Consider the following 11207-nt stretch of genomic DNA (forward strand, 5'->3'; position numbering starts at 1 on the left):
CAGCGGACCGTGTCGCCGGAGTAGTCCCCGACCGCGGCGTCCCGGTCGCTCACTCGAGCATTCCCCGGCGCATCGCCTCCGCCACCGCCGCGGCCCGATCGGACACCCCGAGCTTCTCGTAGAGGCGCTGCACGTGCGTCTTCACCGTCGACGGCGCCAGGTACAGCTGCGCCGCGATCGACGGAACGGACCGGCCCTGGGCGATCATCGTCAGCACCTGCCGTTCCCGGTCGCTGAGCGCGGGCCCGGACGGTTCGCTGCGCCGGCGCACCTCCGCGACCAGCCCGGAGGCCAGCTCCGGGGCCAGCACGTCGCGGCCGTCCGCGCAGTCGAGCACCGCCGCGACGATCTCGGCGCGCGTCGACTCCTTGGGCAGGAATCCGCACGCGCCCTCCTGCAGCGCGTGATAGACGATCGCGGCGTCGTCGTGCGCGGACAGCAGCAGCACTCGCGTGGGCAACCCGTCGCGCCGGACGGCGGCCGCCACCGCGGCACCGTCGAGGTGCGGCATGCGGTAGTCGAGCAGGGCCACGTCCGGCCGGTGGGTGCGGATCAGATCCAGGGCGGCGGCACCGTCCCCGGACTCGCCGATCACCTCGATCCGTTCGCTGCCGGACAATGCCCGTACCACCCCGTCGCGGAACAGGGGGTGGTCGTCGCCGACCACCACGCGCACGGGCATATCTCATCGTGGCACGGGCACGCTTTCCGTGTCCCCCGGTCGGGGGACACGGAAATTCCCCCCTCGCCGCATCCGGTCGGGGGAAAGACCGGCGGCGGGAAGCGGCGCATAGTTGGGGCATCCCCGAGCAGGAGGGTCCTGAGCATCCGATGCACACCCGCAACCCGGTCGCGTGCCCCAGCGTCGCACTCACCATCAGGAACGACACGAGCGAGCCGATGGTGCTGCGCGACAGCGCGTTGCCCGAGGGCCGGTGGGTTCTTCGACCGCCGTCGTCGCTGCGGCCCGGCGAAGCCGCGACCGTCGCCGCGAGCACCGGCGACGAACTCGGGATCGGGATCCGGCTGACGTATTCGCTACCCGGCGGCGTCCGCGCGATCTTCCTCGCCCAGACGTACCGGTACGGCGACAGCAGCGTCGACGGCACCCGCATCGAACCGGACGCGGGATACGTCGTCCACACGCAGATCGACCGGCGCTTCCCGCACATGTGCGCGCACTACTCGGTGTCGATCCTGGACCCCACCTGACAGCCGAACGGCCGCACCGCGTAACGACCGAATGTCACATCGCGTCGATCGAATCGACGCGATGTGACATTCGGCCACAACGGTATCGGGTGAATGCAGGAGCTGACCAGGGCTACCGGTCGCGCTGATGCTTCGGCTTCCAGACCACCAGCGCGTTGCTGCGTGGTATCGGCACCAGCGCCCGGCGCGACGCGTGCAGCTGCGCGATCTCGGTTGCCATCTCGGACACCCGCTGCTGCAGGGCCTCGACCTGGTTGGTCAGCTCGATGATCCGCTTGATGCCCGCAAGGTTCACGCCCTCGTCCTGCGACAGGCGCTGCACCTCACGCAGCAGCGCCACGTCGCGGGGCGAGTAGCGGCGTCCACCACCGCGGGTGCGGTGCGGGGTGACCAGGCCGAGCCGGTCGTAGTTGCGCAGTGTCTGCGCGTGCATGCCGGCAAGTTCCGCCGCCACCGAGATCACGTAGACCCGGGCGTCGGGGTCCATCGGGGAATCGTTCCGGTTGCGGTTCTCGCTCATCATGCACCTGCCCAGCCCGCCCGTGGATCGAAGCCGTTCGCCTGCTCCGCGTGCATGTACGCCCGCAGCGCTTCGATCGCCTGATCGTCCAGATTCTGGGGCACGGCCACCTTGACCGTCACCAGCAGATCACCGGCGCCGCCCCCGCGCTTGGGGACGCCGCGCCCGCGCACCCGCAGCACCCGCCCGTCGGCGGTGCCGGCCGGGATCTTCAGGCCGACCCGTCCCTCCAGGGTGGGAACCGAGACGGTGGTGCCGAGCACCAGTTCGCCGTAGCTGACCGGCAGGACCAGCGTCAGGTCGTCGCCGTCGCGGCCGAACACCTTGTCGGCACGGACGTGCACGGTGACGAACAGGTCGCCGGACGGGGCGCCGCGCAGGCCGGCCTCGCCCTGACCGGGCAGCCGGATGCGCTGGCCGTCGCGGACCCCGGGTGGGATCCGGACCGTGATGGTGCGGGTGCGGTTCTGGATACCGGACCCGCGGCAGTCGGTGCAGGGCTCGTCGATGATCGAACCGGTGCCGCGACAGTCGTCGCACGGTTCGGAGAATCCGAACGCGCCCTGGTTGCGCGAGACGATGCCACTTCCGTTGCAGCGCGGGCACACCCGCGGGCTCGTGCCGGGACGGGCACCGCTGCCGTGGCAGGTGGTGCACGGCGCCGGGCTGGTCAGCCGCAGCGGGACGGTCACCCCGAGCGCTGCGTCGCGGAAGTCGAGCGTGGTCTCGGCGTCCACGTCGGACCCGCGCCGGGGCCGCGACGTGGTACGCGCGCCCCCGCCACCGGAGCGGTTGAACAGACCGCCGAACAGATCGCCGAGACCGGCGTCGCCGGCGCCGCCGCCCCCGCCACCGAACAGGTCGCCGAGATCGAAGGTGGTGGTTCCGCCGGAGAACCCGCCGCTACCGGCACCGGGACGGAATCCGCCGCCGAAGCCGCCGGAGGCGAACATCTGCCGAGTCTCGTCGTACTCCTTGCGCCGGGCCGGGTCGGACAGCACGGCGTACGCCTCGCTGACCGCCTTGAAGCGCTCCTCCGTCTTGGTGTCCCCGGGGTTGGCGTCGGGATGCAGGTCCCGTGCCAGCTTGCGGTAGGCCTTCTTGATGTCGTCGGCCGTCGCGTCGGAGGAGACACCCAGCTCCTTGTAGAAGTCCTTCTCGATCCACTCCCTCTGGCTCACCGGGTGTCTCCTCCTCTCGCTGCTTCTCTGTACTTACTCGTCGTCCGCACCGGAATCCGGCTTTTCGGCCGGTGCGTCGCCCGACGGGACCGTGTCCGTCACGGTCACCATCGCGTGCCGCAGGATCCGCTCACCGAGCCGGTATCCCTTGCGCAGCACCGTGTCGAGCACCGGGTTGGCGCCGTCGCCCTCCATGTGCACGGCCTCGTGGATCTCCGGGTCGAAGGCGTCGCCCGGGTCACCGAAGGGCTGGAGCCCCAGGCCCGACAGGACGCCGGTCAGCTTGTCCGCCACCGACTTCAGCGGCCCCTGCTCGAGGTCGCCGTGCGCGCGGGCCCGGTCGAGGTCGTCCACGACGTCGAGCAGCTGGGTGACCACCGAGGCCTTGGCCGCCTCGGTCGTGACCACCCGCTCGCGCTCCACCCGACGCCGGTAGTTGGCGTACTCGGCGGTGAGGCGCTGCAGATCCGCGGTGCGCTCGGCCAGCTGAGCCGATTCGGGCGACGGCTCGGCCGCGAGCGCGGCCTCCTCGTGTTCTCCCGCAGCCGGAGCTTCGGTGTCCGTCTCCTCCACAGGCTGCGACCCGGCGTCCGGGTCGCGAACCTCGAAGGTGTCGGGGTCGATCCGACGCTTGTCGGTGACGGTCACCGGCTCCTGCTCGGGCTGCCCCGCCGTCACTTCTTCTCCGAGTCGGTCGGCTCGTCGACGACCTCGGCGTCGACGACGTCGTCCGAGCCCGCAGCCGCGCCGTCACCGGCGGCAGCACCCGCGTCGGCGGCCTGCGACTCGTACAGGGACTGACCGAGGGCCTGCGACTCCGTCGCGAGCTTCTCGACGGCGGTCTTCACCGCGGCGATGTCCGTGCCGGCGAGCGCGTCCTTGGTCTCCTTGATCGCGGACTCGACCTTGCCCTTGGCGTCGGCAGCGACCTTGTCCTCGTTCTCCTGCAGGAACTTCTCGGTCTGGTGCACGAGCGACTCGGCCTGGTTGCGGACCTCGGCCTCCTCGCGACGCTTGCGGTCCTCCTCGGCGTGCGCCTCGGCGTCCTTGATCATCCGGTCGATCTCCTCCTTGGAGAGGCCGGAGCCCTCCTGGATCTTGATCGTGTTCTCCTTGCCGGTGCCCTTGTCCTTCGCGGTGACGTGCACGATGCCGTTGGCGTCGATGTCGAAGGTCACCTCGATCTGCGGGACGCCGCGCGGAGCCGGGGCGATGCCACCGAGTTCGAACGAGCCGAGCAGCTTGTTGTGCGCCGCGATCTCGCGCTCACCCTGGAAGACCTGGATCTGCACCGACGGCTGGTTGTCGTCGGCCGTGGTGAAGGTCTCCGACCGCTTGGTCGGGATGGTGGTGTTGCGCTCGATGAGCTTGGTCATCACGCCGCCCTTGGTCTCGATGCCGAGGGACAGCGGGGTGACGTCGAGCAGCAGCACGTCCTTGACCTCGCCCTTGAGGACGCCGGCCTGCAGGGCGGCGCCGACGGCGACGACCTCGTCCGGGTTCACGCCCTTGTTGGGCTCACGGCCACCGGTCAGCTCACGCACCAGGTCGGTGACGGCAGGCATACGGGTCGAGCCGCCGACCAGGACGACGTGGTCGATGTCCTTGACGGAGATGCCGGCGTCCTTGATGACCTGCTGGAACGGCGCGCGGGTGCGGTCGAGGAGATCGGAGGTGATCTTCTGGAACTCGCTGCGCGAGAGCTGCTCGTCGAGGAACAGCGGGTTCTTGTCCGCGTCGACCGTGATGTACGGCAGGTTGATGGACGTCGACTGCGAGCTCGACAGCTCGATCTTCGCCTTCTCCGCGGCCTCACGCAGACGCTGCAGGGCCATCTTGTCCTTGGTCAGGTCGACGCCGTGCTGCGCCTTGAACTTCTCGACCAGCCAGTCGACGACGCGCTGATCCCAGTCGTCACCGCCGAGGTGGTTGTCGCCGGAGGTCGCGCGGACCTCGACGACGCCGTCGCCGATCTCGAGCAGGGACACGTCGAAGGTGCCGCCGCCGAGGTCGAAGACCAGGATGGTCTGTTCCTTCTCACCCTTGTCCAGGCCGTAGGCGAGGGCAGCGGCCGTGGGCTCGTTGACGATGCGCAGGACGTTCAGGCCGGCGATCTGCCCGGCTTCCTTGGTGGCCTGCCGCTGTGCGTCCTCGAAGTAGGCGGGGACGGTGATGACGGCGTCGGTGATCTCCTCACCGAGGTAGGCCTCGGCGTCGCGCTTGAGCTTCATGAGCGTGCGCGCGCTGATCTCCTGGGAGGTGTACTTCTTGCCGTCGATCTCCACGGTCCAGTCGGTGCCGATGTGGCGCTTGACCGAGCGGATGGTGCGATCGACGTTCGTGACCGCCTGGTTCTTGGCGGGCTGGCCGACCAGCACCTCGCCGTTCTTGGCGAAGGCGACGACCGACGGGGTGGTGCGCGATCCCTCGGAGTTGGCGACCACTACGGGCTCGCCGCCCTCCAGCACGGAAACGACGGAGTTGGTGGTTCCGAGGTCGATACCGACCGCACGAGCCATAGTGCTTCTCCATTCTTCGCTGCGACACATCCGTGCCACATGGGTGTTCATGCACAACCTGAGCCGATCCGACTCAGCTGAGCGCAGTCGACTCAAGCTTGCACCCGTCCGGAAGTCCCAGTCAAGTCAAAGTTGAGTCGCTGTCGCTCAAGTTGTCTGCTTTCTCCAACGGCACACCACCGCGGGTTGTTCCCTTCGTGACTCGGATCACACAAAATGGCGAAGGCTACGATCCCGGAGTGAGCACACGCCCGCAGCCGCCTCGCCCCGAGTTCTCGGTCACCCCGCTCCGCACAGCCGACACCCCCGGCCCCCGCGTCGGCGCCGCAGTCTCGGCCTGGGGCCTGTCGTTCGTCGTCTTCGCCGGACTCCTCGGCGCCGTCTACCTCGACCGCGAATCCGTCCGGGACGCCCTCGAGCAGTCGCTGCGGAGCGCCAACCCCGGCACCACCGCCGCGAGCATCGCCGACACCGTCGCCCTCACCCTCACCGGCTTCGCCGCCGCCGGCCTGCTCCTCGTCGCGCTCGCCGCCGTCTTCCTCGAGCTCCTGCGCCGCGGCCGACCCTGGGCCCGCCCCGCACTCGCCGTCGTCTCCGTCGCCACCGTCGTCACGGCCGTCGCCGCCCGCAGCGTCCTCGCCGACGCCGGCGACGCCACCGCCGGCGTCCTGCTGTGGGCTCCCCTGCTGTGGGCCGGGCTCACCGTCGTCGGCGCGGTCGCGACCTGGCGTCGCTGACCCCACTGCTCGTCGCGCACGAAAGTGCCTCATGCGCGCGTTCTCACGCGCGCATGAGGCAGCGACGCGCGCAAGGAGTTGTCCACAACCGGCGGCTTCATCCACAGATCCGGCCCGCACGCCGCCGAGCGCGCGCGACCGACGGATGTCCACCCCACTCTGGTCGGCATGAACGACCCGACACCACTACGACGTGCGGACCTGCTCGCGTCCGGACACACACCCACCGAACTACGCAACGCGCTGCGCACGGGACGCCTGCGCAGGATCGCTCCCGGCATCTATCTTCGGCGGCACGAGACCGACGGCCTCGACGACGTCGACCGGCACCGGCTGCGCGTGCAGGCCCTGGCCCCCGCGCTGGACGCCGACGCGGTCTTCAGCCACGTCTCGGCCGCCGTCCTCCACGGCTTCGACCTGTGGAACGTGGACCTCTCCCGCGTGCACGTCACCCGCGGGCGCACGTCGGGCGGTCGCCGGACCCCCCACCTGCACGTCCACGTCGGCGGGTACGGCGCCGACGAGATCGCCACGTGCGACGGACTGCCGGTCACCTCCGCCGCCCGCACCGTCGTCGATCTGGCCCGCACCCTGCCCTCGGACCGCGCCACGGTGATCGGCGATTCGGCGCTGCGGTTGCGTCGCGTCGACCCCGGCGCGCTGTCCGTCGCCCTGGCAACTTCGGGGACGAAGGCCGGAATCGCCTCCGCACGGCGGGTGGTGCCCTTCCTGGACGGACGCAGCGAAAGTCCCGGTGAATCCCTGAGCAGGCTGCGGATGCTCGACGCCGGAATGCCCCGGCCGCAGTTGCAGCACGAGCTGCGGACCGGCGACGGCCGGTTCGTCGCGCGCACCGACTTCTACTGGGAGGGAATCGCCGGCGAGTTCGACGGCATGGGGAAGTACGGTGCCGACGAGCCCGGTGCGACCGCCGAGATCGTCCGCCGGGAGAAGCTGAGGGAGGACGCCATCCGGCAGCTCGGTTTCGAAGTGATCCGATGGACGTGGCCGGATCTGTTCCGTTTCCATGTCGTGCAGGCGCGGTTCGGACAGGCGGCACAGCGGGCGCGACGCTGAAGCCCCCAAGCTTTGCGCGCGAAAGTGCCTCTTGCGCTTGTTCTTACGCGCGCAAGAGGCACCGACGCGCGCATCAGCCCGCGACGTCGGCGAGGATGCCCTCGCCGCTGCGGGCCGCCACGCTGCACGCGTTCGCGGTGAACCGGTCGAGCAGGGGGTGCTCGGCCCGGGCGCGCCAGGTGCGGACGGCGGCGACGCCCGCGGCGTGGATCTCGGCGACGGTCGCATCCGGCGCGAGACCCAGGCGCTGGGCCGGGCCGATACCGAAACCGCCGATCAGGCGCTGCAGTTCGAGCACGTCGTCCTCGCTCAGGGTGACCCGGGTCGAGCGCAGGCGGCCGAGCAGGCGCAGCTCGGTGAAACCGTGGACGTCGGCGAGCAGCCGCTGCACGGAGGCGAGCAGGGGGCCGTCGTGGTGGGCGCGCAGGACCCGTTCGAGCGACATCAGCGCCGAATGGGCCTTGAGCTGATCGGCGCGCTGGCCGAACTGCACGTCGATCACCTGGCGCAGCTCGTCGAGCCCGCTGCGCGCCACCAGCTCCGCGGCCAGCGTCGGCGAGTCCCGCACCCCGAGACCGATCAGCGTGACGGCCATGCGGATCCCGAACAGGCCGAACCGGTCGACGAGGTGCGCCCGGGTGCCCGGATCGACGGGCAGCGCGATGTCGGGGCGGGCGAACCGATCCGCCGACAGCATCGCCACCTGAAGGTCCTGCGACGGCACCTGCGCGAGCGCCTCGAACGCGGCGAACTCGCTCTGCCGCAACGTCCGCGCGCCCAGCGCGAGCAGCCCCGCGACCGGCACGACGGCCTGGCACAGTCCGGTGCGCTCGAGCTCGCCCGCGAACCGGGCCGCGACCTCCTTGGCGGACATCATCGCGTCCATGCGGCCGGCGCCGACCTCGTCGGCGCGGGAGACCACGCCGATCACCCCGAGCGGGCCGGACTCGCCGCCCACGTGCTGGCCGATCCGGCCGAGGAACTGCACGTCGGCGGCACCGAGGGTGCGCATCAGGTAGACGACGGCGTCGGCGCCGGACGCTTCGTCGTCGGGGGTCAGCAGCTCGAACGTCCGGGCCGAGACGTCCTGTGACAGCGACGACGTGCCCGGAGTGTCGATGATCGTGGTCTGGGCGAGCGCACTGGCGGGCCACTCGACGTCGATGCGGTCCACCCGGTCCGCGGTCAGCTCGCCGAGATCGAAGGTGAGCCGGCCGTCGCGGCGCTGCACCGGCACCGGCAGGATCCGGTCGCCGTCGTAGTGGGCGGTGACCGAGGGGGTCGAGCCGCTGCGGTACCACGTGACGACGCGCGTGCACTCGGTGGCATCGGTGGGGGCGATGTCCTGCCCGACGAGGGCGTTGAGCAGCGTCGACTTGCCGGCCTTGAGGGACCCGGCGAGCGCGACGCGCAGCGGCTGTTCGAGCCGCGCCGCGCACAGCGCGAGCTGCTCGGCAGCGCGCGGGTCGCTTCCGTACCGGGCACGCGCGGCCGCGACGAGCTCGCGGGCCTGCTCGACACTCACGCGTCGGCCCCGGCCAGCTGTGCGGCCCGTTCGCGCAGCGCGGTCAGCGCACGCACGTGCGTCTCAAGTTCGGCGACGCGGCGCTGCCGCTGCGCTTCCTCGACCGTCGCGGCCTCCTGCGCGGCGCGCAGCGACTCGGACAGCGACCGCAACGTCTGCTCGGCCAGCTCGGTGAAGTGGTCGCGCAGCTGGCGCTGGATCAGCCGGAGCCGGTCCTTCGACTCCTTGCCCACCTGGAAGCCGACGTCGTCGGTGAACTTGCGGATGGCGACCTTCGCGTCGGCCCGGCGTTTGACGATGCGTGCCTGCTTGTCGTCGCGATAGGCCTTGGTGCCGAGCACAACTCCCGCGCCGACGGAGATCGGGTTGACCAGGGCCATACCCATGAGCGTGGTGATCAGCCCGAACATGAGCACGCCGCCGTAGGAGCCCTTCATTCCCACGAGCATCTTCTGGCCGACACCGATGCGGCCCGATTCGAGGTCCGAGAGCCGGGAGACGGGCTCGAGCAGCCCCTCCAGGTCGCCGAGGTGCAGGTCCGGCAGGTCCACGGCACCGCTGTCGGCGAAGTGCCCGGCGACGACCTCGGCGAGCCACACCGAACGCTCGTGGGCCCACACGAAGTTGTCGCCGACGGATTCGGCGACCTGCTCACCGAGCCATTCCCCGATCCGCGGCCATTCCTCGCCCGGGTCGCATTCGTCGACGGTGGCTTCGGCCTCGCGGGTGACGCGGCGCAGCCGGTCCCGCAGGTCGTGGTCGATGTCGGCGGCGAGGTCCGCGATCCCGTCGGCCAGGGTCTGCTGCCACTGGGCGGCCCGCGTGCGCAGCGCCTCCGCGGCGGCCTTGGCCCGCTGCAGCTCCGCGACGGCCGCCGCACCGGTCTCGGGATCGCGCAGCGCCGCCAGCTCGCTGCCCAGGCTCAGGGCGACGTGCTCGACGACCGACTTCACATCCAGCGCGACGGAACGCCTGGCGACGTCGGCGCCGCGCGCGACGACCCGCTCGCGGAGGAACCCGTAGACCGATTCGAAGCCCGACTCCTCGTGCAGCGACGCGTCGTCGAGGCGCAGGGCGTGACTGCGCAGCAGCGACGAGACGGGCAGCAGGGGCACGTCGAGGCCCGCGCGCTGCAGGTGCCCACGGTCCGCGGCGACGATCTCGCGCCAGTGCGGGTACAGGTCCGTCTTGGTGATCAGCACCGCCGCGGCGGGGCACAGCTGCAGCACCTGCCGCAGGAAGCTCAGTTCCGGCTCGGTGAACTCCTGGCTGGCGTCGGAGACGACGAACACCGCGTCGGCGGCCGGAAGCAGGCCCAATGTTGCTGCGGCGTGCGGGTTTCCGTGCCCGCCGACGCCGGGTGTGTCGACGAGGACGAGGCCGTCGGCCAGCAGCGGGCTCGGCACGTTCACCTCGAGGCGGAGCACCTCGCGCCCGCCCGCGCGCGGCGTGGCGGGCGTGACGCGCTGCAGCTCGTCGACGGGCAGGTCCACCCGGACGGGATCGCGGCCGGGCTCGGCGAGCACGAGTTCGGCGAAGGTGCGGTCCGCGTTCTGCACGACGGTGGGGACGGCGGTGGTCTCGTCGTCGCCGACCGAGCACACCTCGAGGTTGAGGAGCGAGTTCACGAACTGGCTCTTGCCCTGTTTGAGCTGGCCGACGACGACGACCCGCAGGCGCGGGTCGACGACGCGGGTGCGCGCCGCCTCGAGCCTGGTGGCGAGGTCTCCGCGCTCGGCGGCGCGGATGTGTTCGGCGGCCGCGTCGATCAGTTCGACGAGGGCCGCGCGGCGAGCGGCGGCATCTGCGGAGGACGTGTGCATGGTGATCGCTTCGACTCGCCTTCTGTCGGAGTGCGGGCTGCACCGAGATTATGTCCTCTGCGAAGAACGCCGGCCCCGTGTGGTGCACGCGGGGCCGGCATCGGGGTCCGTGCAGTGAGTCAGCCGAGGAAGGTGTCGAAGTCCGGGTCGGTGTCCGCGCCGGCGCCGGCGTCGATCCCACCGTGCAAGTCGGCACCGGTTTCGGCGGAACCGAACAGGCCACCGGTGCCGCCGGCGCTGCCGAAGGCGTCACCGGCGTCGATGGACGACCAGGCACCGGTCGCGCCGTCGGCGGTGCCCGAGAGCTGGCCGCCGAGCTGCGAGGTGCTCTCGACCGCACCGCCGAGGCCGGCACCGAGCGAGCCGCCGGCGTCGGTGGCTCCCTCGACACCGCCGGTGACGGCGCCCTCGACACCGCCGGTGACGGCACCCTCGACACCGCCGGTGACGGCGCCCCCGACCTGCGACGCGCCGCCCGCGGCGCCGTCGAGGCCGGCGCCGAGGCTGCCGCCCAGGTCGGTCGCACCGGCCAGGCCACCGGCCAGCTCGCCGCCCAGGTCGGGCGCTTCGCCGAGACCACCGGTCAGACCCCCACCGAGACCCGCACCCAGAT

10 protein-coding genes and 1 pseudogene are annotated in these 11207 nt (G+C 71.2%); 3 read left to right on the forward strand and 8 right to left on the reverse strand.

Annotated features, from left to right (window positions below):
• Positions 1-49: 49 nt before the first annotated feature.
• Positions 50-682 carry a response regulator gene (locus OEY_RS0107385; protein WP_010593252.1) on the reverse strand — a complete coding sequence of 211 codons (633 nt, stop codon included), beginning with the start codon at positions 680-682 and terminating at the stop codon, positions 50-52.
• A 149-nt stretch (positions 683-831) separates the two neighbouring features.
• Here OEY_RS0107385 and OEY_RS0107390 point away from each other — a divergent pair, with 149 nt between their 5' ends.
• Complete coding sequence (locus tag OEY_RS0107390) at positions 832-1212, forward strand: hypothetical protein (RefSeq protein ID WP_010593253.1); 381 nt, start codon at positions 832-834, stop codon at positions 1210-1212.
• Between the two features lie 112 nt (positions 1213-1324).
• Here OEY_RS0107390 and OEY_RS0107395 read toward each other — a convergent pair whose 3' ends face one another.
• The 4 genes from OEY_RS0107395 to dnaK are packed head-to-tail and all read right to left on the reverse strand — an operon-like array spanning position 1325 to position 5432.
• A complete protein-coding gene (locus OEY_RS0107395) occupies positions 1325-1732 on the reverse strand; it encodes a heat shock protein transcriptional repressor HspR (RefSeq protein ID WP_010593254.1) in 408 nt (135 codons plus the stop codon).
• On the reverse strand, positions 1732-2913 hold the full coding sequence (gene dnaJ / locus OEY_RS0107400; protein WP_010593255.1) for a molecular chaperone DnaJ: 1182 nt from the start codon (positions 2911-2913) through the stop codon (positions 1732-1734). The genes OEY_RS0107395 and dnaJ overlap by 1 nt, the downstream gene beginning before the upstream one ends.
• A 33-nt stretch (positions 2914-2946) precedes the next feature.
• Positions 2947-3591: a nucleotide exchange factor GrpE gene (grpE, locus tag OEY_RS0107405; RefSeq protein WP_010593256.1), complete on the reverse strand. Its 645-nt coding sequence runs from the start codon at positions 3589-3591 to the stop codon at positions 2947-2949.
• The gene (gene dnaK, locus OEY_RS0107410; protein ID WP_010593257.1) at positions 3588-5432 is read right to left on the reverse strand and encodes a molecular chaperone DnaK; all 1845 of its coding nucleotides are present in this window, start codon (positions 5430-5432) and stop codon (positions 3588-3590) included. Before dnaK ends, grpE begins: the two co-directional genes overlap by 4 nt.
• 239 nt (positions 5433-5671) lie before the next feature.
• Here dnaK and OEY_RS0107415 point away from each other — a divergent pair, with 239 nt between their 5' ends.
• Together OEY_RS0107415 and OEY_RS0107420 are read left to right on the forward strand one after the other, a co-directional pair.
• Positions 5672-6169 (forward strand): hypothetical protein, encoded by a 498-nt coding sequence (locus OEY_RS0107415; protein WP_010593258.1) that lies wholly within the window; start codon positions 5672-5674, stop codon positions 6167-6169.
• Between the two features lie 168 nt (positions 6170-6337).
• On the forward strand, positions 6338-7246 hold the full coding sequence (locus OEY_RS0107420; RefSeq protein WP_010593259.1) for a type IV toxin-antitoxin system AbiEi family antitoxin domain-containing protein: 909 nt from the start codon (positions 6338-6340) through the stop codon (positions 7244-7246).
• A 73-nt stretch (positions 7247-7319) separates the two neighbouring features.
• Here the strand turns inward: OEY_RS0107420 and OEY_RS0107425 are convergent, their stop codons facing one another.
• From OEY_RS0107425 to OEY_RS29440, 3 genes and pseudogenes are all read right to left on the reverse strand, one after another.
• Positions 7320-8771: a dynamin family protein gene (locus OEY_RS0107425; RefSeq protein WP_010593260.1), complete on the reverse strand. Its 1452-nt coding sequence runs from the start codon at positions 8769-8771 to the stop codon at positions 7320-7322.
• A complete protein-coding gene (locus OEY_RS0107430) occupies positions 8768-10594 on the reverse strand; it encodes a dynamin family protein (protein ID WP_010593261.1) in 1827 nt (608 codons plus the stop codon). Before OEY_RS0107430 ends, OEY_RS0107425 begins: the two co-directional genes overlap by 4 nt.
• 119 nt (positions 10595-10713) lie before the next feature.
• A pseudogene (locus OEY_RS29440) lies at positions 10714-11207 on the reverse strand (IniB N-terminal domain-containing protein); the annotation flags it as partial.

Source organism: Rhodococcus sp. P14 (assembly GCF_000256505.1).
In the GTDB taxonomy this organism is placed as follows: Bacteria; Actinomycetota; Actinomycetes; order Mycobacteriales; family Mycobacteriaceae; genus Rhodococcus; species Rhodococcus ruber.